A 22881-nucleotide genomic window follows, 5' to 3' on the forward strand; every position below is an offset into this window, starting at 1 on the left:
CCTTACCCTTCCCCCGACAGGTCCCGGCGCGCCTTTTCGAGTTCCTCGGCATAGCGCCGCATCAAATGGCCCTCGGTCAGAAGCCCGAGCACAATGTGGTCGGCGAAGTCCTCGACCACGGCCAGTTCCTCGGCGCCGGCGCGCTGGAAGGTCTCGGCGGCGGCCTGCACGTTCATGCTGGGCACCAGGACGGCATCCTTGTACTGGGCAAGATCGCGCACCGGCACCTCGCCTCCGGAGGGATCGCTGTGCAGTTCGGCCACGATCAGCACGCCGACATACTCGTCCCCCGGGTCGACGGCGATCACGCGCTGGGCCGAACCCAGCGGGAATTCCTTGCGGAAGGCGGCCAGGGTCGTCGAGGCGTCGATGGTCTTGATGTCCTTGCGCATCATCGAGCCGACGGTCAGGCTGCGCATCCAGCCGACATCGTGGGCGCTGCGGATCGTCTCGCCGCGCAGGTGGAAGCGCCAGGTCGAGAACGAGTAGCCGAAGGTCTCACGCACCAGGATCGCCGCCATGATCGAGGCGGCCAGCACCACGCCGGTGAGCGTCAGGTCACGGGTCGATTCCAGCGCCAGGAAGGTCATGGTCAGCGGGCCGCCGACGACACCGACGGCGAGCGACGTCATGCCGACGACGGCGGCGACGGAAGGGTCGATGCCGGTCGCCGGCGAGACGAGCGCCATGACACCGGCGAACGACTTGCCGAGCAGAGCCCCAAGGAACAGCGAGGCGAAGAACAGTCCGCCGCGAAAGCCCGAGCCCAGCGAGATGGCCGACGCCGCCAGCTTCAGCACGAAGACGCTGGCCACCACCACCAGCCCGTAATTCATGGCGAACTCGCGATGCAGCGCGCCGTGGCCGCTGGACAGGACCTGCGGCGTGATCAGGCCGAGGAGGCCGACCAGGACACCGCCGATGACGGGGCGCAGCGAGGCATCGACGGACAGCCTGTTGAACCCGCGCTCGATCAGCGTCACCAGATGCATGATGGCGATCGAGGCCGCGCCGCCAAGCAGGCCGAGCAACAGGAATGGTACATACTGACTGGCGGTGAGTTGCGGCAACCCTGAAAGCTCGAGCGGAAACGGTACGCCGCCGAACACTTCCGCTGTCAGCGACGCCGAGATCGCGGCGGTCAAGACAGGCGCGACATTGGCGACCGAGTAGATGCCGATGACCAGCTCGAAACCGTAGAAGGCGCCGGTCAGCGGCGCATCGAAGGCGGCTGATATGGCGCCGGCGGCGCCGCAGCCGACGAGGATGCGGACATCGTTGCGGCGCAATCGGAAGGCACGCGCCAGCCGCGAGGCGACCCCTGAGCCGATCTGCGTATAACCGGCCTCCAGGCCGACCGAAGCGCCGAAGCCGCTGGAAATCATCGTCTGCACGACGATGATGAAGGTATCGGTGAGCGACATGCGCCCGCCATAGAGCGCGTTGGCCTCGATCGGGTCGACCGGCGTGCGGAATTTCCGAAGCCTCAGCCAGACCACCGATATCCCAAGCAGGATGCCGCCGATCGCGGGGATCAGCGCCTGCATCGGATTGGCAAGCGAGAACATGCCAGACAGGCGTCCGCCGGGCTGGACACCAAACAGCAGCCCGTGCAGGTCCTGCACGATCTGGCTCATCGCGGTGACCAGTATGCCCGCCATGATGCCGACAACGCCCGCCAGGATGACCACGGCGATGCCGCGCGCCTCCAAGAGAGGGACTGACCTCAGAAGCACCGCGCGCAGCCGGCGGGCGTAGACTTGGGGTTGGTTTCTGGAAAGCACCGGGACGGCTCGCCGATATCAAAGGCAACGGAAGACCCGCCTGATACGCCGGGCGGCACGTCGTGACAACCACAATGCCGACATCAAAGGCGCCAATATGGCCGCGATGCCGCCTGACCCGGCCGTTCCCGTCCCGGGCGTGGAAAGCCACCGGCCCGGTGGTCAATCCGGGATCGTCAGCGGCCGCAATCGTCGTAGGCAATAAAGGTCGCCAGCAGTTCGGCCGGCTCGGTGGTGCTGGCATTCTCGGCGACGAGATGGATCGCTCGCAAACGGGCCTGATTGCTGATCATGTCGATGTCTCCGGGCGGATTGGTTCAGGCGGGCAAGCGGAAATCGGCGCGCCAGCCGAGTTCCTCGGCCGCCTTTCGCGTCGAGACGGCCTCATTGGGTTCGGCCACGTTGAAGATGCCGGGCACGCCCTTGTCCAGCGCAAGCCGCACGCTGTTCCATGGCCGCATCCATCATATCGAGCTCAGCGCCAGCGGACAGGCCCTGCTGCGGCGATGCTGGGACCGTGTGCATGCGATCGAGAGCGAACTGACCGCCGGCCTGTCGGCGCCGGAGGAACGAGCCGTCAGGCGGTGGCTGGTCGGCGTTGCCACCGCAGACACGGCCGAGACCTGATTGCTTGCTGGCGGCCGGCAAGGATCCGGGCGCCGGACCGCTCAGGTCGGCATGGCTTCGCCGGTCTCGTAGAGCATGAGATTGCGTTCGCCGATGCCGAGGCCCGGCCAGCTCCCGCGCCAGTCGGCGATGTGCGGCGAGCGGAAATGCGCATCGAGTGCCGGCCTGTCGCGCCATGCCTCGGTGACCCGGATCAAGCCGGGATCAAGCACATCCTGCGCATAGGAATATTCAAGGCAGCCGTCCTCGGCCCGGCTGGCGCGAACCATGCGTTCCATTACCGGCCTGGCCTCGTCGAGCCTGTTGGGCGGCAGGCGGATCGTACCGATGATCAGCAGCATGAATTGTCCTTCGCGAGAGAGTCGATCCGGCCACTCTCCCACCCTCGCGCAAGCTTGGCCAGCTACCCTCGCCGGGCTGTCGCATGCTCGGCAGCCCTGTGGTTCGAGGACGAGAATGGCGATCAGCGAAAGCATCCAGCCCGGCGTGGCGGCCAAGAACGGCCGCGACATCTTCTTCGCGCTCGGCATCGTCATCATCCTGGCCGTGCTGTTCCTGCCGATCCCGGCCTTTCTCATCGACATCGGGCTGGCTTTCTCGATCGCACTTTCGGTGCTGATCCTGATGGTGGCGCTGTGGATCCAGCGGCCGTTGGATTTCTCCTCGTTCCCGACCGTGCTGCTCATCGCCACCATGCTGCGCCTGTCTCTCAACATCGCCACCACGCGCATGATCCTGTCGCATGGCAATGAGGGCACGCACGCCGCCGGCTATGTCATCGCCGGCTTCTCCAAGCTGGTCATGGCCAGCGACTTCGTCATCGGCCTCATCGTCTTCATGATCCTGATCGTGGTGAACTTCATCGTCATCACCAAGGGCGCCACCCGTATCGCCGAGGTCGGCGCGCGCTTTACCCTCGACGCCATCCCCGGCAAGCAGATGTCGATCGACGCCGACCTCTCCGCCGGCATGATCGACGACAAGACCGCGCAACTGCGCCGCCGAGAACTGGAAGAGGAATCCTCCTTCTTCGGCTCGATGGACGGCGCCTCGAAATTCGTGCGCGGCGACGCCATCGCCGGCCTCATCATCACCGCCATCAACATCGTCGGCGGCATCGCCATCGGCTACATCAGGCACGGCATGGGCATGGGCGAGGCCGCCGACGTGTTCATCAAGCTGTCTGTCGGCGACGGTCTGGTCACCCAGATTCCGGCGCTGATCGTCTCGCTGGCAGCCGGCCTGCTGGTGTCGAAGGGCGGCACGCGCGGCTCGACGAACCAGGCCGTGTTCGGCCAGCTCGGTGCCCATCCGCGCGCGCTCTACGTGGCGGCCGCACTGCTGGTGCTGCTCGGCCTGATGCCCGGCCTGCCGCTGTTCCCGTTCTTCGCGCTGGCCGCCGGCATGGCCGGCCTCGGCTATGTCATTCCGATGCGCCACAACCGGGCCGTCGCCGAGGCCGAGGCGCTGAAAAACCAGGAGAAGGCGACCAAGGCCGAGGAAGAAAAGAATTCGGTCAAGGCCTCGCTCGCCACCGCCGAGATCGAGCTCCTGATCGGCAAGCAGCTTTCGACCCGGCTGCTGGTCTCGCATCAGGAACTGGTCTTCCGCATGTCGAAGATGCGCAAGAAATTCGCCCAGCAATACGGCTTCGTCGTGCCGGAAGTCCGCGTCGCCGATGACTTCGCCATCCCGCCGAAAAGTTATCAGATCAAGGTGCACGGCACCGTGGTCGCCGAATATTCGATGCGCGTCGGCGAGATCATGGTGCTGCTCGGCAACCGCGACATCCCCGAAATCCCCGGCGAGGAGATCCGCGAGCCCGCCTTCGGCATGCGCGCCTACTCCGTCATGGAGACCTTCGCCGAGGATCTGAAGCGCGAGAACTTCACCTTCGCCGACAACATGTCGGTGCTGCTCACCCATCTCTCTGAAGTCATCCGCAACAACCTGCCGCAGCTCCTGTCCTACAAGGACATGAAGGCACTGCTCGAACGCCAGGACCAGGAATACCGCAAGCTCGCCGACGAGATCTGCACCACCCACATCTCCTATCCCGGCCTGCAGGCGGTGCTGAAGCTTTTGCTTGCCGAACGCGTCTCGATCCGCAATCTGCATCTCATCATCGAGGCCATTGCCGAGATCGCGCCGCATGTGCGCCGCACCGAGCAGATCGTCGAGCATGTGCGCATCCGCATGGCCCAGCAGATCTGCGGCGATCTCTCGGAAGGCGGCGTCCTCAAGGTATTGCGCCTCGGCAACCGCTGGGACCTTGCCTTCCACCAGAGCCTCAAGCGCGACGCCAAGGGCGAGGTGCGCGAGTTCGACATCGATCCGCGCCAGCTCGAGGAGTTCGGCCAGGACGCTACCAAGGCGATCAAGAAACATCTGGAAGCCGGCGAGCGTTTCGTCCTCGTCACCGCGCCCGACGCGCGCCCCTATGTGCGCATGATCATCGAGCGCCTGTTCACCACGCTGCCGGTGCTCTCCCATGTCGAAATCGCCAAGGGCGTCGAGATCAGGGTGCTCGGGACCATATCGTGAGCGTTCTCTCGCAGGCCGTCGTCATCGCGGCGTTCCTCGCCTTCTGCCGCATCGGCGCCTGCTTCATGCTGATGCCGGGCCTGTCCAGCGCCCGCATCCCGGTCCAGGTCAGGCTGTTCGTCGCGGTCGCCGCCACCGGCGGCCTGCTCGCCTTCCTGTGGGAAAAGATCTTTCCCTTCGTCGATCCGCGCCCGCAGATCCTGGTGCCGATGATCATCTCGGAGTTGCTGGTCGGCGGGCTGATCGGCGCCATGACCAGGCTCTACATGGAAGCGCTTCGCTTCATGGGCTCGGCCATCGCCATGCTGATCGGCTATGGCGGCTCCGGCGGACCGGCGATCGAGGAGCCGGAACCGCAGGCAGCCCTTACCGCCATCATCTCGTTCTCGGCGCTGCTGATGCTGTTCGTCTTCGACTTCGACCACGAAATCGTCCGTGCCCTGGTGACGTCCTACACGGTCGCGCCGGTTAATGTCTTCTTCAACCCGCAGGCCGCACTGGTCGACATCACCGACACCGTGTCGGACACGTTCTTCCTGGTCATCCGCCTCGGCAGCCCGTTCGTCGCCTATGCCATTCTCGTCAATCTGACGATCGGCTTCGTCAACAAGCTGACCCCGCAGATCCCGATCTATTTCATCTCCCAGCCCTTCGTCATCGCCGGCGGCATGCTGATCTTCTATTTCGCCATCGGCACCATGCTGTCGTTGTTCGTCGACGGCTTCGTCGACCTCACACTGGCGAGGTGACATGAGCACGCGCAAGGACCGCTTGAGGAAACTGGTCAAGGTGCAGGAACAGCTGAAAGCCTTGCACGAAACCCGCCACGCCGCCTTCGTCGCCGCGGCAAACGCCGCCGAGACCGAAGCCCGCGAATTGATCGGCCATTTCGACCAGGACAATTCCCTCTCCGGCCTATTCCCCGATCTCTATCATCGCCGCATCGCCCAGGCCGTCGTGCGCCAGGAGGAAAGCCTGGAAAGCGCGAGGCAAGAAGCCGGCCTCATCGCCGCGGCAAGCGCCCGCACCAACATGGTCGAGCGCGCCTACAAGGACGTGCGCAACCGCGACGAACGCGAGAGATCAGACCGCGAGCGCCTGGACCTGATCGCCCAGAAGCGGGGCGAGGAGTAGTGCCGGAGCCCGATCGTTGGCCCGAACTCATCAAGGTTGCGTGGAGAGTCCATCCGCCTGCCGGCTAACGTCCATGCTTACTTCCGTAACCAGCTTGCGGCGAAGGGCCGTCACATAGTCGCTCGGTCCCTTCGGCGTTATAACGAAGGCTTGGGAACCGCCAATGACCGATTTGGCGAAATAGGATGCCAACGGTTGATCGGGATCCTCATCCTGCGTTGGAATGGCGATCGCGTTGATCGTATACCCCTTGGCAACGGCGTTCAGCCTGCTCGGCTGAACAGGAAGCCCATCGTTATTCTCGCCGTTGGCCGAGATGTCGATTACTTTCTTTGCTGCCGTTCCCGGAAACTGATCGAGCAGAAGGCTACCGACGTCAATAGCCGACGATACGGACGTTCCGCTCCGCCCCCGGCGAGCGAAGCCGGTATCTCCCTTCTTGCTGATCACCGACGCGGCCGCTCTGGCGTCTTCCAGCCCGCAGATGTTTGTCCACGGCAGCACGACGCGTGAGTGTCCGGGACTTGACCACTCAAAGTAGGCAATGCTGATGCAGCCGACGTAATTGCGCGCGATGGCGGCGATGATCTCTGGAGAAGTGAGTGCCGCGGCATGACCTTCGCGCTGTAGATCGGCGACCTTTGGATCAATCGAGGATGAGAAATCGACAGCGAATACTACGGCAACATCGACATTGGCCGCCCAGGCCCGCGGCGCCCAACCCACCGAAGCTGCAAGTGTCCCTACCAGCGCCAAAAATAGGCTGGCACGCTTTGCCGGCCCTTCGGCTGACCGCTCTGTCGCCGATGTCAGGGTGCCCCTGCATATCGCGCACGCCTGCTCGCGAAAAGAGGCCGCTACGGACAGGGCACCTACGCCCCGATGCATACTACCCAACATGTTATTCTCCATCTCAAGAACGGGCATTTTTTCAAACAGTCATTTTTCAACGTGTGGAAATCTCGCGAAGAGCCTTGCTCCGCGCGCCGAGCAGCAGCAGATCCGCCTTGGTCCATAGAAGGTAACAGCCCAGCAAAATCAGTTGCATGGCGAGCGCCGCGAAGGACTCGCCCGACCAGACCCGCGGGAAGGTCCCCCCGAGGGCTACGGTTGTCGCCAGCATTGCCGGCAACCGGCTGGCGAGCACTGCACTACGGAAGGGATCGGGCCAGGCGACCGGCCATAACGGAAGCGGCGTGCCCGTCCCATGAATGGCGCTGCCGAATTTACCCAACGCATGCAGCAGGCCGGAAGTCGCCGCCAGTAAGGGATCGCCGAGCAGCAGCAGGGCAGCGCCGAGCCCGAGCGCACCTATGCCTGACAGGAAGTCGCCCAGACGGTTGAGGGCGGGATCGGGAGCATCCGGCCCTGACCATGCCCGGTGATAGGCCTCACCGCCCAAGAAGAAAACCAGGGTAGCCAGGGCCAGCGAAACACTGCCATGGCTGCCGGCGAAACAGTTCATCACCGCGGTGGTGACGGCGCTTCCCTCGTGCAATCCGACCGGCACCGTGGCAATCTGAATTGCGACACCCACGACGATGCCGAGCGCATTGCCGCTGTTGTAATAGCCGCCGGGTCCCTTCACGCGGGCGCGAAGCGCCGCCACCAGATATGCGATCGGAGCTGCCCGAGCGGTCATCGCGGCGACCTCGCGACAAGCCCGGCAGCGACCGCTGCCGGGTCGTTTGAGGCCATGCCGAGTGGCGGTCGGATTTGGAATACGCATTGATCAACGGCAAGGATGATGACGTATCTCCACTGAACCTGAATTGGGGACGGAACGATCGCCCGCCCTGAGTGCGGGCGCGGCCACGACGACAGGCGCCGCATCAAAGGGAATCGGGCCGGCCAGCGCGGGCACGCGTGCCCGCGGCGTTCCGTTCGCTGCAACGGACAGGATCGCACCGAGAATGATCGCGGCACCCAGTGCGGCCGGGGGTGAGCTCCGTTCGCCAAGGAAGATCGTCGCTGCGAGCGCCCCGAAGACACTTTCGGCACTGACGATCACGGCGGCATGACTGGCGGTGGTGAAGCGTTGGGCGGCGGTCTGTATGCCGAAAGCGATCGCGGTGGAGAACACGCCGAGGACCGCCAATTCCGGGCCAGCCGCGAATACAGCGGCCGGCGATAGCTTGCCTTGCAGCGCTCCGAGCGGCAGGGCGAAGGCCGCCGCCCCGAGGAATTGTGTCGCCGAGGCGGTGAACGGTCGCTGATGGGCCCGCATGTGCCGGCCAAGTTCGACCATCCAGAGCGCATAGCAGGCGGCCGACAGGATAGCGGTGAGATTGCCGCCGCCGAAACCGTCGATTCCGTCGGACAAAAGCAGGGCACCAAGGACGGTCAAACCGGCAGCTACGGCAAGGTTCGCCGTCGGGCGTTCGCCGATGAGCAGCCAGGCGGCCAGTGGTGTTATCACGGTTGCGGTGCTCACGAGGAAGCTTGCATTCGTGACCGCGGCGCCGAGATAGCAAAGCTGCTGAAGCGTGATGGAGATCGCGAACAACACACCCACCTTGGTCAGGCTGGAGAAATAGCCTGGCCCGGCAGGCAGTCTCCTCTCCTTCAAGACAAAGGACAGCACCAGCAGCCCGCCGATCAGGCAACGCAGGCCGACGGCACTCAGAGCATCAAGGTGAGCAAGCACTGTCTTTTGCGCGACATTGCCGAGGCCCCATAAAGCGGCCGCCAACAGCAGCAGCAAATTGGCTCTGGTCTCAGACACCCGGCACCCCCTCAAGCCAAGGTCTTGATGACTCGGCCGCCCTTACTCGCCGGATCTAGACGATCCTGCATCACGGCAGCGCTTGAGGGTGGTGCGCTACTGTTTGCGAAGCGTTAGTTTTGAGTTAGAATTTCGTCAGGCGGGGAGAGCAAATGCAAAATGAAGATAAGGGCGAGACAAATAGAATCTCGCTCTTCGGTGGTTTCAGGATCGAAAATGCCACGGCGGATTCGCTCCGGCTGACAGGAAAACGAGGGCCTGCGATCATCGCTTATCTGTCCCGGTCTCCAGGCATGGCAGCGACACGGGAGAGACTGGCTGATCTATTCTGGAGTGACAGCGATAGCGAGCACTCCCGCAACAGTCTGCGGCAAACCCTCAGTATTCTGCGCCGGGATTTATCGCGGGCAGGCGTGAATCTTATCCATTCCCGCGGGGAATCGATTGGCCTCACGCCAGGCGCGGTTCGGGTTGACGTGGACGAGTTCGAAGCAGGCCTCACGGCCCGTTCCGTGCCGGAGCTCGAAAAGGCCCTGGCGAACTACACCGGGCCGTTCCTCGACGGGCTTTATCTGGGAAGCGATGGGTTCGATGGCTGGGTCACATCCGAACGCGACAGATTGCTGAGCCGCGCACTTGAAGCTTTCGAAAAATTGGCCCGTCTCGTTGACGCGGAAACCGGAATCATACTGGTCGATCGCGTTCTCGTCATGGAGCCGACGCGGGAAGAGTCCTATCGGCTCAAGATGGAATTGCTGCTCGCGTCGGGTCAACGCGACAGGGCGATCAGGACATACGAAGTTTGCAAAAGCATTTTGAAGAAAGAGTTCGGGGTCGAGGTCGGCCCGGAGACGCGAGCGCTTTGGCAATCCATGCTGTCTGCCGACACGGCGTCGAATACACAGTCGGCAAATGCTGTTCCAGCCAACCAGCGCCACGGGCGCCCATCGATCAGCGTTGCCGACTTCATCAATCTGACCGGAAAGCAAGGCGACGACTTTTTCTCCAAGGGGCTCGTGCAGGACATCACCACGGCTCTTTCCGAAGTGGCTGACTATGTCGTGCTCTCCGCGCCGCCACCCGCGGAGAAAAGTGGTGCCGAAGGAACCAAGATCCCGGGAACGCTCCGCGCGCGATACGTGCTTAGCGGCAGCGTCCAGAGATCGGGCAATGGGCTGAGGGTGAATATCCAGCTTGTCGATGCCGCTGGCGGCCACAACGTCTGGGCCCAGAAGTTCGACGGGCACTCCGAGAATGCGCTCGAATTCCAGGACAGGATCGCACAGTCTGTTGTCTTGGCCGTGATCCTCGATCTTCAACTGACCAACTGGAAAGTCCGCGACAAGAGCCCGCCTGGCCCCCCCGAAGTGCGCAGGTTGGTGAACGAAGCTTTGATGAAGTACTTTGAGATGACCCGGGACTCGCTTTTGATCGGGCTAGAGCTTGCGGAGAAAGCTGTCTCGATAGGCGCCGACAACGCTCGTGCGAAGCGGACGCTCTCGATTACAATTTCAATGGGCGTGGCGTTCGGTTCGTTGCCCAGGGAGCCGGGCCAGATCGAGCGGGCGGTCGAGCTTGCGGCGGCGGCGGTACGGGCGGTGCCTGACGACGAAATTGCCCGCTGCATCCTGTCATTCGCGCTCGAAAGCTGTGGCCGCATCGACGAAGCGATCGCCGAATGTCAGCACGCGATCAGTCTCAATCCAAGCTATCCGACCGGCCACGGCGACATTTCGATGCTGTTTGCATTGCGCGGACAGGTAAACGAAGCAGTGCGTGAGGCGAACGAGGCAATCCGGCTCGGAACGCATGACGTCATCGATTTCTGGCGTCATCATGGCTTGGTTGTCGCACTGTTCGCGGGCGGCGACGATCGGCGGGCGCTCGAAGTCGCCCGCAGGGTGGTCAGGACAAAGCCGGGATTTGTTCGCGGTGCCCTTTACTGGGCCGCGTCCGCGTCGGCGACCGGAAACAACGAAGAAGCCTCACGGGCCATACACCATTGCCTGTCACAACTTCCTCAACTCAACCTGGGCAATGTCTGCCCCGGCTTTGTGCCGCGCTATGTGAAGGATCATCATCACGCGAGATTCCTTGAAATGTTGTCGAGAGCTGGCCTTCCTGCTTCCTGACGGAAGCTGGCAGGGCGGCGTGGACCCGGAGAAACCAGATCAAGCCCGCCTCCCCGCAAGCCTGCCACAAGCTTGTTGAGGCATGGTCATGGCTAAGGAAACCCGGCAAAAGGCGGACCTTCTTGGCGATTTCTCCACCCAGCGACATCGTGATGGATGTCGCCCGAGCTGCCGATCCGATGGATATCGAGGCTGCCCGCGCCGCGCTGACGAAGCGCGCCGGGAACGTCGCCGGCACGTTTTCGGTCGACACCGCGGCCTCGGTCGATGCCGGCTCGATCCTGTCGCGCGCGACGGCTGACAAGGCCGCGGCGACGGCCGACCCGGCCAAGAAATTCAAGAAATTCGAGGCGATGGTCTTGCAGACCTTCATCCAGAACATGCTGCCCAAGGACACCGAGGGCGTCTACGGCACGGGTCTCGCCGGCGACATGTGGAAATCGCAGCTCGCCGAGCGCGTCGCCGACGTCGTGGCCGATCGCGGCGGCATCGGCATCGCCAAGTCGCTGCTTGCCGACCACTACATGGACGGCAAGCGCACGGTACCGATCGGCCCGGTTTCGAATGGACCGGAAAAGACCGAGATCGACCAGCAGACCCGTCTGTCCACCTCGCTCGTCCAGGAATTGCAGCGCAAGGCCGCCAGGTCGATGACCGGCGACGAGACAACCATAAAAACAGACATCAAGATCTAGACTGGGAAACACCATGGCCGACTCTTCCGAATTCACCGCCAACCTGCCAGCGCGAGCAACAGCGTCGGACGCACCGACCCCTTTCGCGCGGCCTGGAAACCTTGCCGCCATCATCGGCCGCATCGAGGAGGTGGTCGAGGAAGAGACCGCCGGCATCCGCAGCGATACAAGCTATGACCTCAAGGCGTCGAACGCCCGTAAGAGCCGCTATCTCTACGAGCTGACCCGCGCCATGAAGGGCGGCAGCGAGGCCGAATTCCTCGAGCAGCACCGCGAGGGCCTGACCCGACTGCGCCAGAAGCTGGCGAAGAACGAGGCCGCGATCCTGGCGCATCTGAGCGCCGTCAACGAGGTTGCCGGCCTGCTGCGCAGCGCCATCCAGCGCGCCGAAACCGACGGCACCTACTCCGCCGGCGAGTTCGGCAGGCAGAAAGGTTAGAGCGCGGCGATGCCGGGCTCGGGTTCAAAATGATCAAAGTCATCGCCATAGCGGTCTGGATCTGCGCCGCCACGCTCGGCGCGGTGTTCTATTCGTTCCAGGCCGCTGGCGAACGCGGCGTAGGCGAAAAACCCAAGCCGATGCTGGGCGGGCTGGACTACGTCAAGACCGACGTCATTTCGGTGCCGCTGATCCACGACTCCAAGATCGACGGCTACTTCCTGGCCAAGCTCGTCTATACCGTCGAGCCGGAACAGATAAAGAAGCTGTCGATCCCAGCCGAGGCGCTGATTACAGACGAGGTCTACAGTTATCTCTACGCCCACCCCCAGATCGACTTCAGCAAGAAGGCGACGGTCGACCTCGATGCCTTTCGCGCCGCCATCCGCGACACGATCAACACACGTGTCGGCGCAACCCTGGTGCATGAGGTCCTGATCGACCAGGTCAATTTCCTGAGCAAGGATGAGATCCGCGACAACTGGCTGCGCCGACGCCAGGATGCCAGCACCCCTGCGCCCGCGACGCCTAAGCCGGTCAGCGCGCATTGAACTATCGGCCCGGTGCCGGTGGTCCCGATAGCAGTCGGCGTCGGGGCCGATTCCTGCAATTCGCGTTGACGTAAACGTCAATCCAAAGCTATATGCGGCAGCGATCGTGATCGCCAGTGATGCCGCATGGACTTCGGCTGGACCGAAGTGCCGTTGCGCGACAGAATGCAACCAGACAGGAGAACAGCGTGAGCGTTCAGGAGATTGCCGAGGAGATCAAGTCGCGCGTGGCCAGCAGCGGGTTCGATCGTTCCGTGAAATTCGACACCGGCAGCGACGGCGTCATCGTCATCGACGGCGCAACCGTCTCGACCACGGACGCTCCCGCCGACTGCACCATCAAGCTGTCGCTCGACGATCTGGATTCGCTGATCGCGGGCGACCTGAACCCGACCATGGCGTTCATGACCGGCAAGATAAAGGTCGAAGGTGACATGACCGTCGCCATGGCGCTGAGCCAGTTGATCGGCTGAACGGACGCGGCCGCCAGAAGCGGCTTTGAGGTGACAAAAGCGCCGCCTTTTCAGGCGGCGTTTTGTTTTGAAGGGCAAGTCGCGCTTAAGCCTCACGCGCCAGGATCGGCGCCTGTGCCTTTAGCTTGCGGCCGGACGCCTTCAGCGTGCCCTCGGCGCCGTCGAGCGCGCCCTCCACCAGTTCCAGCGCCAGCAGGCGGTGCCGCTCGTAAGGTCCCGGCATGGCGAGCGCACCGGTCCTGGCGGCCGAAAAGCCGAAGCGGCCATAATAGGACTCGTCGCCGACCAGCAGGATCGCCGCGTGGCCGAGGCGCGCGGCTTCCGCGATGGCGTGCCGCATCAGCGCCGAACCGATGCCGGCACTCTTGAGCGACGGGTCGACGGCGAGCGGACCAAGCAGCAGCGCCGGACCGCCGTCGCCCAGCGTGACGTCCCATAGCCGCACCGTGCCGGCCAAGCCGCCCGAGGCATCGCGCGCGAAGAAGGCCAGCCCCTCCGAGGGCCGGCGGCCACGCCGCAGCTTCTCCGACGATTTGGTCTTGCGCTTCGGCCCCATGGCGTCGTCGAGCAGCGCCTCGCGCGCTGCAAGGTCGGCCGAGGTCTCTGCGACGACGCTAATCTCCTCCCTTGAGGGGGAGATGTCGCCGAAGGTGACAGAAGGGGTCGGTGCGCGCAGAGCGCCGGCGCGAGGAGAGGCCGCAGCAGTGGAGGAGACCCCCTCTGGCCTGGCGGCCGTTTCCCCCTCGAGGGGGGAGATCAGCCAATCGCGCTGTCCAGCTTCAACAATGAAATTCGCAACGTCCATTTCCGCAATCCTTCACGAGCGGATATCTGTTCCACAGGCGAGCCGGTGCGGACGATCACTTCGCCCGCGCCGGATGATCTGAACAGCTCTAACGAGCCGTCAGATCACGTAGGATCGGAGAGGCTCGAAGCCGTTGAAGGCGACCGCCGAGTAGGTGGTCGTGTAGGCGCCGGTGCCTTCGATCAGCACCTCGTCGCCGATGGTCAGCGACAAGGGCAGCGGATACGGCGTCTTCTCGTACATCACGTCGGCCGAATCGCAGGTCGGGCCGGCGAGCACGCAAGGCGCGGTCTCGGTGCCGTCATGCGCGGTGACGATCGGGTAGCGGATCGCCTCGTCCATCGTCTCGGCCAGACCGCCGAACTTGCCGATGTCGAGGAACACCCAGCGCACATTGTCGTTGTCGGCCTTCTTCGAGATCAGCACGACTTCCGACTTGATGACGCCGGCATTGCCGACCATGCCGCGGCCTGGCTCGATGATCGTCTCGGGAATGGCGTTGCCGAAATGCTTGCGCAGCGCCGAGAAGATCGCCTGGCCATAGGCCTGCGCCGCCGGCACGTCACGCAAATAGCGCGTCGGGAAGCCGCCGCCCATGTTGACCATCTTGAGCACGATGCCTTCTTCGGCGAGCGTCGCGAACACCTTCTTGGCGTCGGCCAGAGCACGGTCCCATGCGGTCAGGTCGGTCTGCTGCGAGCCGACATGGAACGACACGCCATGGGCATCAAGGCCGAGACCCTTGGCATGGCGCAGCACGTCGACGGCCATCGCTGGCACGCAGCCGAACTTGCGCGACAGCGGCCATTCGGCGCCTTCGCCATCGGTCAGCACGCGGCAGAACACGCGGGCGCCTGGAGCGGCGCGGGCGATCTTCTCGACCTCCTCGACGCAGTCGACCGCGAACAGCTTGATGCCGAGCTGGTAGGCGCGTGCGATATCACGCTCCTTCTTGATGGTGTTGCCGAAGGAGATGCGGTCCGCCGGCGCACCGGCGTCCATCGCCATCTCGACTTCGGCAACGGAAGCGGTGTCGAAGGACGAGCCCATCGCAGCAAGCAGGCGCAGGATTTCCGGCGCCGGGTTTGCTTTCACCGCATAGTAGATCCTGGAATCGGGCAGAGCCTTCTCGAAGGCGCGGAAATTGTCGCGCACGACATCGAGGTCGACGACGAGGCAGGGGCCGGACGGACGTCGGGTGGCGAGGAAGTCGAGGATGCGCTGTGTAGCCATCGGGTTTCTCCATCGCGCCTTTCGGCGCGCACAGGGGTGCGGACACGGGCTTTCGGCCTCGCGAACACGCGGTCAAACAAAGGCGGGACGGAAAATCCATGGAACCAGCCGGTGGAGACCCCGGAACCATGAAACGCCGTCTCGCGGCGATGAACCTTGGCCTTGCCCGGCTTCGGTTCGCTTTGTCTGCCTTGGCTTGGATTGGGAGAACCCCGTTCCGCACTGCCGGCAATGAAGGTGTGCCTCTTCAGTAACCCCGGTCTTTGGACAACCGGCAGAGAACCAGAAAGGCCCGCACCGTCGTTGCTTCAAGGTGTCCTCGGTCTGGCGGTTGGCCGCTAAACCGACTGGAGGGGTTGGCTCCAGTTACCTTACCGATTTCCCTCACCATTCGAGGATCGGCGGACACCCACAGGCACGTGCGACTTTGGGCAAGCGCGATATAGGGGCGAAGCATTTCACAATCAATAAAAATCGTATCCCAGGTTGTAAAATATCTGGCATCGAACAATGTTGGCGCAACCGTATCCGGATATCGAACGATGACAGGCACGCACGGCCCCTTCAACGCCTTTCTCGATCTTCGCCAGATACCGGTGGCGCATGCCGAGCTTGGGCCCCTGGCCGGCCTGCGGCTGGCGGTCAAGGACATTTACGATGTTGCCGGCTATCGCACCGGTTGCGGCAATTTGCGGAAATTCGCCGAAGGCCACGCCGCTTCGCGCACGGCACCGGCCGTGCAGATGATTCTCGACGCGGGCGCGCGTTTCGTCGGCAAGACCCAGACCGACGAACTCGCCTTCGCTCTGTTCGGCCAGAACGCGCATTTTCCGTTTCCGGCGAATCCCGCGGCTCCCGACCGCGTCACCGGAGGCTCGTCGTCCGGGTCGGCAGCCGCGGTGGCGGGTGGGCTGGCCGACATCGCCACGGGGTCCGACACCGGTGGTTCGATTCGCGCGCCGGCGAGTTTCTGCGGGCTGATCGGGCTCCGCACCACGCATGGCCGCATTTCCCTCGAGGGCACCATGCCGTTGGCGCCGAGTTTCGACACGTTCGGCTGGTTCGCCGGTGACATCGAAACCTACGAGACAGTCGGCAAGCTGCTGCTCGGCCGCGACCCGCACCAGCATGCGCTCGACCGCCCGCTGACGCTCGGCTGGCTGGACGAAATGGTCGCCCGGCCGGCACTCGCAGAATATGCGGGAATGAAGGCGCTGGCGAGCGCGGTTTTCGGCACGCCGGCGACGCCGACGACGCGCTTCAGCTCTCCCCCGGATGAACTCTACTGGTGCTTTCGCCGGCTGCAGGCCAGCGAGGCCTGGACGGTACATGGCGAATGGATCACCAGCGGCGAGCGCGATCTTGGCCCCGGGGTCGAGGAGCGTTTCGGCTTCGGCCGTGCCGTCGACGACCGGACGGCACAGGCCGAAAAAGTGCGCCGGCTGACCTTTCGCGGCGAATTGAGTGCCCTGCTCGGCAAGGACGGCTTCCTTGTCCTGCCGACGGTGCCAGGCCCGGCGCCTTACGTCGACAGCACACCCGAGCAGTTCCAGGCCTATCGCGAGCGCGCCTTGCATCTTCTGTGCCTGGCCGGGCTCTCCGGCTTTCCCCAAATCACCTTGCCGATCGGCTCGGTCGCCCGTGCTCCTTTCGGCCTGTCGCTGCTTGGCCCTTCCGGCAGCGACATAGCCCTGATACGGCTCGGCCGAAAACTTCTCGACGCAGCACAAAGAGCCTGAGCAATGGATACACTGACCCGCATGCGCGCCTTCATCGATGTCGTCGAGGCCGAGGGCTTTTCGGCGGCAGCGCGCAAAATCGGCCGCTCCAAGGCGCTGCTGTCGAAATATGTGCGCGAGCTGGAGGACGAACTCGGTGCGCTGCTGCTCAACCGCACCACGCGCCAGTTCTCGATGACCGAGGCCGGCCACACCTACTACCGTCGCGCCTCGGAGATCGTGCGCGAAGTCGACAGCCTGGCCGACGCCGTGCGCGAGTCCTCCGGCGATGTGCGCGGCCGGATCAAGCTGTCGGCGCCGCGCACTTTCGCCGACGCGCCGATCGGCCAGTCGCTGATCGACTTCGCCAAGCAATACCCCGACATCGTGCTCGACATCCAGCTCGACGACCGCTTCGTCGATCTGGTCGAGGAAAGCTTCGACCTCGCGGTGCGCATCTCGCGGCTGGAGAATTCGTCGCTGATCGCCAGACGGCTGGCGCCGTTTTCGATCAAGCTCTGCGGCTCTCCCGAACTGATCGCCAGGCATGGCATGCCGACACGGCCCCAGGATCTCGGCCACATGCCCTGCATCGTCGACACCAATGGCCGCGGCCTGAACAACTGGCCGTTCAAGGGCGACAATGGTGATCCGGTGAGCATCGCCGTGTCGGGCCCGATCGAAGTCAACAGCCCGATGGCGGCGCGCGCCGCGGCCTTGTCGGGGCTTGGATTCTGCATCCTGCCGGATTTCATCGCCGCGCCCGACCTCAAGAGCGGCCAATTGATGGCGGTGCTCGACGACCGCATCCTGTCGGGCGGCGGCATCTTCGCCGTCTATCCACACCGCCGCTATCTGCCGGCGAAGGTGCGCGTTTTCGTCGATTTCCTGGTGCAGTGGTTCAGGACCCGCGAGAGCGCCTGACCCCGCTTTAGTGTGCGTGTCGTCGTCCCAAAACCGCGTCGCACTTTTGGGCGACACGCCTTTGTTGTGTGCGTGTCGTCGTCCCAAAACCGCGTCGCACTTTTGGGCGACACGCACTGGCGGTCCCAATTTCGCCCCCTTTCTGGTAACCTTCGACAACTCTCTCCGAAAGCCAAGGGAATCGCGACCGCGAATGCATTTGAAACGGCACGCAATCATGCTGGCTTCGGCCTTGGCGGCGACCTTTGCCGCGACAGGACCCGCCCAGGTGCATCCGCACGTCTTCGCCGAGGCACGCCTCGACGTGATCCTCTCCCCGGATCACCAAAGTGTGAAAGCGTTGCGTCATCTGTGGCGCTTCGACGACCTGTTTTCGAGTACGGTGATGATGGAGTTCGACAAGAACTCCGACCTGAAGCTTGACGACAAGGAGCTGAAAGAGGTCGCCGATACCGTTCATGCCTCGCTGGCCGAGTTCAATTATTTCCAGCTCGTCACGCAGAACGGCAAGGACGTGACGATGGTGCCGCCGCCGCATCTGATGGCCAATTTCGATAACGATCAGTTGATCATCCTGTTCGAGTCCGAACCCAAGGTGCCGATCAAGCTGACCGGCACGATCGACATTGGCGTCTACGATCCGACCTTCTACACGGCGATCGACTTCACCGAGGATTCCAACATCACGGTTGAAGGCTTGCCGTCGAATTGCACGAGCAAGGTCATCCGGCCGGACCCTGACGAGGCGATCAAGGAAAACCAGAAGACCCTGACGGATGCTTTCTTCAACGATCCGACAGGCACCGATATGAGCAAGATCTTTGCCACCAAGCTCGAACTGACCTGCCAGCCAGAAGGATAGATCCGGTGAACCTGATCGGGAACTGTTCGAAACCGTCCTTGCGTTTGGCGTTCGGCCTGATGGCCCTCACCTTTGCCGTGATGCATTTCGCCAATGCCGCGCACGCCCAGAGTTCGCTCGGCATCGGCGTCAATGACGGCATGGCGCCGACCACCGGTCCGTTCGCCCATATCCTGATGTGGATCAATCTCAGGCAGCAGGAATTCTATCGCGCGCTGGCGACAGCCATGAAGGCGATGCGCCATGACAACAGCAAGCTCTGGGTGCTCATCGGCCTGTCCTTCGCCTATGGCATTTTCCACGCCGCCGGCCCCGGCCACGGCAAGGCGGTGATCTCCTCCTACATGGTGGCAAACGAAGTGGCGCTGAAGCGCGGCATCCTGTTGTCCTTCGTCTCGGCGCTGTTGCAGGGCCTGACGGCGATCCTGGTGATGCTGCTTGCCTATTTCGTCCTGCGCGGCACCACCATCTCGATGACCGATGCGGCCTGGTTCATGGAGATCATGAGCTTTGCCCTGGTCACCCTCTTTGGCGCCTGGCTTTTGTGGCGCAAGCTCGGTCCAGCCGTCCTGCGCCTGTTTGGCAAGGGGCCGGCCTACAGCCTGTCCGCGGCTCACGCAGGTCATTCCCACGCGGGCCATTCTCATATCGGCGGCCATTCGCATGGCGCCCACGACCATGCTGCGCACGCACATTCCCATGCACTTCACGCGCATGACGATCGTGATCATGCGCATGGCCATTCGCACGATCATCACGACCATGGCGCGCACGATCATGCGCATCACGACCACGCCGGCGGCGAGGTCTGCGAAACCTGCGGCCACTCGCATGCGCCCGATCCGGCGCTGCTGTCGGGTGACCGCTTTGATTGGCGCACCGCCTGGTCGGCGGTGGCCGCCGTCGGCATTCGCCCTTGCTCCGGTGCGTTGATCGTTCTCAGCTTCGCGCTGCTCAACGGGCTCTGGCTCGGCGGCCTGCTATCGGTTCTGGCTATGTCGATCGGAACCGCGATCACCGTCGCGGCGCTGGCGACGCTTGCCGTGACAGCCAAGAACTGGGCGGTCTATTTCGCCGGCGGCGGCCGCATGGGCAACCGCATCCACTCGATCGTCGAGATCGGCGGCGCGGCCTTCGTCTTCCTGTTTGGATTGTTACTGCTGTCGGCCAGCTTGGCGAGCGGCGGGTAGACCCATCCAACCCATTGGAACGGGATAGGCGCCGCAACGCCTAACCGGCGATCTTGCCGCCGAGTTCATCCTCGATATGAGCGCGGATGATCTCGTCAAAACTCTTCTCGGCACTGAAGCCAAGCTCCCTTGACCGCCGCGCCTCGAACCGGGTCGGCCAGCCCTTGACGATCGCCCAGATTGTCTCATCGGGCACCTCGCGGATTAAGCTTGCCGCCTTCGATCCGGCGATGCGTTCCAGCGCCTCGATCTGCTCGCCGACGGTGACGGCGACGCCCGGCATCGTCAGGTTGCGGCGCGGCCCGACGGCGGCACCGTCGATGCCAGCCGCGTGGATCAGGAAATTCACCGCCGAACGCGGGCTGGCATGGGTGTGCAGCACCGAGCGCGGCACCGGCAGGACCGCCTCCTGCCCGCTCAGCGGTTCGCGGATAATGCCGGAGAAGAAGCCGGAGGCCGCCTTGTTCGGCTTGCCCGGCCGCACGCAGATCGTCGGCAGCCGGATGCCGATGCCATCGAAGAAGCCGCGCCTTGAATAATCGGCGAGCAGCGCTTCGCTCATCTGCTTCTGCGTGCCGTAGGAGGTCAGCGGCGTCGGGTGGAATTCGTCCGGAATGACATCCGGGAACGGCGCGCCGAACACCGCGATCGACGAGGTGAAGACGACGCGCGGCGCGAACCCCGCCAGGCGGATGGCGTCGAACAGCGCGCGCGTGCCGTCGAGGTTGACGCGGTAGCCGAGTTCGAAATTCGCTTCCGCCTCACCCGACACGATGCCGGCGAGGTGGAAGACGACATCGGGCCGCGACGCAACCAGGCCTTCCGCGGCGCCTGCTTCGGCAAGGTCACCCGTGTGCGGTGCGACGCTGACGCCGTCCATGGCTGGCGCCTGCGGCGGCACGATGTCGTGCAGATCGAGCGCGGTGATCTTCTTGCCGCGCAGCGTGCCGTCCTTGGCCAGCCGGGCGATGAGCTTGCGGCCGACCATGCCCGCCGCGCCAGTGATCAGAATGCGCATGTCCGATATCCCTTACTTCCGATTTTTGCGCTGGCTGCGCGCGCGCAGCCAGAACACCAAGAAGAACGCCAGCACGAAGGCGGTGCCGAAGATACCCGCCAGCACGGTCGAATAGTTGCCGAGTGCCAACATCACGGTCGGCAGGTAGAAAGCGGCAATACCGAACAGAAGCATGATCCAGACCGCCGCGATGGCCGCATTGCGCGTGTCGCGGTCCATCATGCCGGACCGGAGCGGCGATCGTTCATCGGGCTGAGTTTCAAAGCTGGAGAACTCCTGAGGCAGGTCCGATTAATGATCATTGATCGGGCCTAGCGATAGTGACCGTGATGCGGAGCCGCATCGTGCTCATGCTTATGGTCGTGGCCGTCGCCATCGTCGGCGCAGTGGCCGAATTCCGGTTCCACGGTGGCATGGCTGATGCCGTGCTCGCTGGCAAGCCACTTCTTGATGGCGCTGACCGCCTGATGCGCGTCGACCCCATCGTCAAGGCACGCGTGCAGCGTCGCCATGCTGCTCGTGCCGTCGATCGACCAGATATGCATATGGTGCACTTCGCGCACGCCCTTGACCGTTGCCTGGATATCCCCGGCGATCAGGTCGCGATCGAGGCTTGGCGGCACGCCTTCGAGCAGGACGTGGGCGGCGGCGCGCATCAGCGACCAGGCGGTGGACAGGATCAGCAGCGAGACCAGCACGGACAGGATCGGGTCGATTGGCGTCCAGCCGGTCGCCAGGATGACCAATGCCGCCACGATCGCGGCGGCCGAGCCGAGCAGATCGCCAAGCACATGCAGGATGGCGCCGCGCATGTTGAGGTTGTCTCGATCGCCGCCATGCAGCACCAGGAAGGAGCCTATATTGACCAGCAGGCCGAGGATCGCCACCACCAGCATCGGACCGCCCAGCACCGGTGCAGGTATCAGCAGGCGATTCCATGCCTCGTAGACGATCCACAGCGCGATGACGAAGATGGCGATGCCGTTGGTGTAAGCCACCAGCGTCTTGACCCGGCCGAAGCCGTAGGTGAGCTGGCCGGTCGCCGGCCGGCCTGCCAGATGGAAGGCATACCAGGCCAGGCCGAGCGCAATGGCGTCGGCGAGCATGTGGCCGGCATCGGCCATCAGCGCCAGCGACCCCGTAAACAGACCGCCGAGCGCCTCGGCGACCATGAAGCCGGCGGTAAGGCAAGCCGCGATCAGCACGCGCTTCTTGTCGGTCGAACCATGCACATGGCCGGCGCCGTGGTCATGCCCGCCGTGGTCGTGCCCGCTGTGGTCGTGGGTATGCGCCAAATGGCAAACTCCCGTTAGGCGCCGAATTCCGCGCGAAAATCCTCCAGGCGGCGCTTCTGCTGGCCATCGGCGTCGAAGTTGGCTGGATCGAGCCAGGCTTCATAAGCCTTGCGCAGAGCCGGCCATTCCTTGTCGATGATCGAATACCACGCGGTGTCGCGGTTTTCACCCTTGACGATGAGATGCTGGCGGAAAATGCCCTCGAATTTAAAGCCGAACCGTTCCGCCGCGCGCTTCGACGGCTCGTTGCGGTTGTTGCACTTCCATTCGTAGCGGCGATAGCCGAGTTCGTCGAAGATGTATTTCATGAACAGGAACTGCGCTTCCGTCGCCGCCGGCTTGCGCGAGATGAGCGGTCCCCAGTAGATGTTGCCGATCTCGATGACGCCATAGGCCGGATCGATGCGCATCAGCGTTTGGCGTCCCGCGATCTTGCCGCTGGCCTTGTCGATGACCGCGAAGAACAGTGGATCCTCGCTGGCCTCCACCTTGTCCAGCCAGGGCTGGAAGGCGGCGCGGGTTTCCGGCGGATAATCGGGTAGCCAGGCGAAGCGGCCGTCGACATCGGCGACGGCCGAGGCTGCATAGAGGCCGTCGCCGTGCTTCGCGGCACTCAGCGGCTCGAGCCTGACATAGCGGCCCTCCAGCACCTTGTGCTCCGGGCGCGGACGCGGTTGCCAGTCTTTGAGATTTTCCGACACCGAAAGCTCCAATCCGTTTGACTTTTGCGGG

General features: G+C 63.7%; 24 protein-coding genes. 13 read left to right on the forward strand and 11 right to left on the reverse strand.

The window, feature by feature from the left end; genetic code table 11:
- Positions 1-2: 2 nt before the first annotated feature.
- A complete protein-coding gene (locus tag FJ941_RS06870; protein ID WP_140504169.1) occupies positions 3-1784 on the reverse strand; it encodes a chloride channel protein in 1782 nt (593 codons plus the stop codon).
- A gap of 291 nt (positions 1785-2075) precedes the next feature.
- Between FJ941_RS06870 and FJ941_RS28945 the strand changes: the two genes are divergently transcribed.
- Complete coding sequence (locus FJ941_RS28945) at positions 2076-2411, forward strand: hypothetical protein (protein WP_181169737.1); 336 nt, start codon at positions 2076-2078, stop codon at positions 2409-2411.
- 41 nt (positions 2412-2452) lie between these two features.
- On the opposite strand, the gene FJ941_RS06885 is transcribed toward FJ941_RS28945, so the two are convergent.
- Positions 2453-2752 carry a putative quinol monooxygenase gene (locus FJ941_RS06885; RefSeq protein WP_140504171.1) on the reverse strand — a complete coding sequence of 100 codons (300 nt, stop codon included), beginning with the start codon at positions 2750-2752 and terminating at the stop codon, positions 2453-2455.
- A 115-nt stretch (positions 2753-2867) separates the two neighbouring features.
- Between FJ941_RS06885 and flhA the strand changes: the two genes are divergently transcribed.
- The 3 genes from flhA to FJ941_RS06900 are packed head-to-tail and all read left to right on the forward strand — an operon-like array spanning position 2868 to position 6089.
- Positions 2868-4955, forward strand: coding sequence for a flagellar biosynthesis protein FlhA (flhA, locus tag FJ941_RS06890; RefSeq protein ID WP_140504172.1), 2088 nt, complete (start codon positions 2868-2870; stop codon positions 4953-4955).
- Complete coding sequence (fliR, locus tag FJ941_RS06895; protein WP_140504174.1) at positions 4952-5704, forward strand: flagellar biosynthetic protein FliR; 753 nt, start codon at positions 4952-4954, stop codon at positions 5702-5704. Before flhA ends, fliR begins: the two co-directional genes overlap by 4 nt.
- A gap of 1 nt (position 5705) precedes the next feature.
- On the forward strand, positions 5706-6089 hold the full coding sequence (locus tag FJ941_RS06900; RefSeq protein ID WP_140504176.1) for a hypothetical protein: 384 nt from the start codon (positions 5706-5708) through the stop codon (positions 6087-6089).
- A gap of 30 nt (positions 6090-6119) precedes the next feature.
- Here the strand turns inward: FJ941_RS06900 and FJ941_RS06905 are convergent, their stop codons facing one another.
- The 3 genes from FJ941_RS06905 to FJ941_RS06915 form a co-directional block, all read right to left on the reverse strand.
- Entirely contained in the window at positions 6120-6989 is an 870-nt protein-coding gene (locus tag FJ941_RS06905) for a DUF1194 domain-containing protein (RefSeq protein ID WP_140504375.1), read from the reverse strand.
- Positions 6990-7035: 46 nt separating this feature from the next.
- Positions 7036-7731, reverse strand: coding sequence for a hypothetical protein (locus FJ941_RS06910; protein ID WP_140504178.1), 696 nt, complete (start codon positions 7729-7731; stop codon positions 7036-7038).
- A gap of 90 nt (positions 7732-7821) precedes the next feature.
- Positions 7822-8793, reverse strand: a complete 972-nt coding sequence (locus FJ941_RS06915) for a DMT family transporter (RefSeq protein WP_246673715.1) — start codon at positions 8791-8793, stop codon at positions 7822-7824.
- A gap of 173 nt (positions 8794-8966) precedes the next feature.
- Here FJ941_RS06915 and FJ941_RS06920 point away from each other — a divergent pair, with 173 nt between their 5' ends.
- From FJ941_RS06920 to FJ941_RS06940, 5 genes are all read left to right on the forward strand, one after another.
- Positions 8967-10946 (forward strand): BTAD domain-containing putative transcriptional regulator, encoded by a 1980-nt coding sequence (locus FJ941_RS06920; protein WP_140504182.1) that lies wholly within the window; start codon positions 8967-8969, stop codon positions 10944-10946.
- A gap of 122 nt (positions 10947-11068) precedes the next feature.
- A complete protein-coding gene (locus FJ941_RS06925) occupies positions 11069-11641 on the forward strand; it encodes a rod-binding protein (RefSeq protein ID WP_181169738.1) in 573 nt (190 codons plus the stop codon).
- A gap of 13 nt (positions 11642-11654) precedes the next feature.
- Positions 11655-12080 carry a hypothetical protein gene (locus FJ941_RS06930; RefSeq protein ID WP_027144780.1) on the forward strand — a complete coding sequence of 142 codons (426 nt, stop codon included), beginning with the start codon at positions 11655-11657 and terminating at the stop codon, positions 12078-12080.
- Between the two features lie 29 nt (positions 12081-12109).
- Positions 12110-12631 (forward strand): hypothetical protein, encoded by a 522-nt coding sequence (locus tag FJ941_RS06935; RefSeq protein WP_140504183.1) that lies wholly within the window; start codon positions 12110-12112, stop codon positions 12629-12631.
- A 188-nt stretch (positions 12632-12819) separates the two neighbouring features.
- On the forward strand, positions 12820-13104 hold the full coding sequence (locus tag FJ941_RS06940) for an SCP2 sterol-binding domain-containing protein (protein ID WP_140504184.1): 285 nt from the start codon (positions 12820-12822) through the stop codon (positions 13102-13104).
- Between the two features lie 85 nt (positions 13105-13189).
- Here FJ941_RS06940 and FJ941_RS06945 read toward each other — a convergent pair whose 3' ends face one another.
- Together FJ941_RS06945 and odc2 are read right to left on the reverse strand one after the other, a co-directional pair.
- On the reverse strand, positions 13190-13744 hold the full coding sequence (locus tag FJ941_RS06945) for an N-acetyltransferase (protein ID WP_140504379.1): 555 nt from the start codon (positions 13742-13744) through the stop codon (positions 13190-13192).
- Positions 13745-14008: 264 nt separating this feature from the next.
- The gene (odc2, locus tag FJ941_RS06950) at positions 14009-15142 is read right to left on the reverse strand and encodes an ornithine/lysine decarboxylase (protein WP_140504186.1); all 1134 of its coding nucleotides are present in this window, start codon (positions 15140-15142) and stop codon (positions 14009-14011) included.
- A gap of 542 nt (positions 15143-15684) precedes the next feature.
- On the opposite strand from odc2, the gene FJ941_RS06955 reads away from it, so the two are divergent.
- From FJ941_RS06955 to FJ941_RS06970, 4 genes are all read left to right on the forward strand, one after another.
- Positions 15685-16881 (forward strand): amidase, encoded by a 1197-nt coding sequence (locus FJ941_RS06955; RefSeq protein ID WP_140504187.1) that lies wholly within the window; start codon positions 15685-15687, stop codon positions 16879-16881.
- Between the two features lie 3 nt (positions 16882-16884).
- The gene (locus tag FJ941_RS06960; RefSeq protein ID WP_140504189.1) at positions 16885-17784 is read left to right on the forward strand and encodes a LysR family transcriptional regulator; all 900 of its coding nucleotides are present in this window, start codon (positions 16885-16887) and stop codon (positions 17782-17784) included.
- Positions 17785-17977: 193 nt separating this feature from the next.
- Entirely contained in the window at positions 17978-18646 is a 669-nt protein-coding gene (locus FJ941_RS06965; protein WP_140504191.1) for a DUF1007 family protein, read from the forward strand.
- A 14-nt stretch (positions 18647-18660) separates the two neighbouring features.
- A complete protein-coding gene (locus FJ941_RS06970) occupies positions 18661-19836 on the forward strand; it encodes a nickel/cobalt transporter (RefSeq protein WP_140504381.1) in 1176 nt (391 codons plus the stop codon).
- Positions 19837-19876: 40 nt separating this feature from the next.
- Here the strand turns inward: FJ941_RS06970 and denD are convergent, their stop codons facing one another.
- The 4 genes from denD to FJ941_RS06990 form a co-directional block, all read right to left on the reverse strand.
- A complete protein-coding gene (gene denD / locus FJ941_RS06975) occupies positions 19877-20854 on the reverse strand; it encodes a D-erythronate dehydrogenase (protein WP_140504193.1) in 978 nt (325 codons plus the stop codon).
- Between the two features lie 12 nt (positions 20855-20866).
- The gene (locus FJ941_RS06980; RefSeq protein WP_140504195.1) at positions 20867-21076 is read right to left on the reverse strand and encodes a hypothetical protein; all 210 of its coding nucleotides are present in this window, start codon (positions 21074-21076) and stop codon (positions 20867-20869) included.
- Between the two features lie 89 nt (positions 21077-21165).
- Positions 21166-22149 carry a cation diffusion facilitator family transporter gene (locus FJ941_RS06985; protein ID WP_140504197.1) on the reverse strand — a complete coding sequence of 328 codons (984 nt, stop codon included), beginning with the start codon at positions 22147-22149 and terminating at the stop codon, positions 21166-21168.
- Positions 22150-22163: 14 nt separating this feature from the next.
- On the reverse strand, positions 22164-22850 hold the full coding sequence (locus FJ941_RS06990; RefSeq protein ID WP_140504199.1) for a GNAT family protein: 687 nt from the start codon (positions 22848-22850) through the stop codon (positions 22164-22166).
- Positions 22851-22881 lie beyond the last annotated feature (31 nt).

The sequence above is a fragment of the Mesorhizobium sp. B2-3-13 genome (assembly GCF_006442195.1).
In the GTDB taxonomy this organism is placed as follows: domain Bacteria; phylum Pseudomonadota; class Alphaproteobacteria; order Rhizobiales; family Rhizobiaceae; genus Mesorhizobium; species Mesorhizobium salmacidum.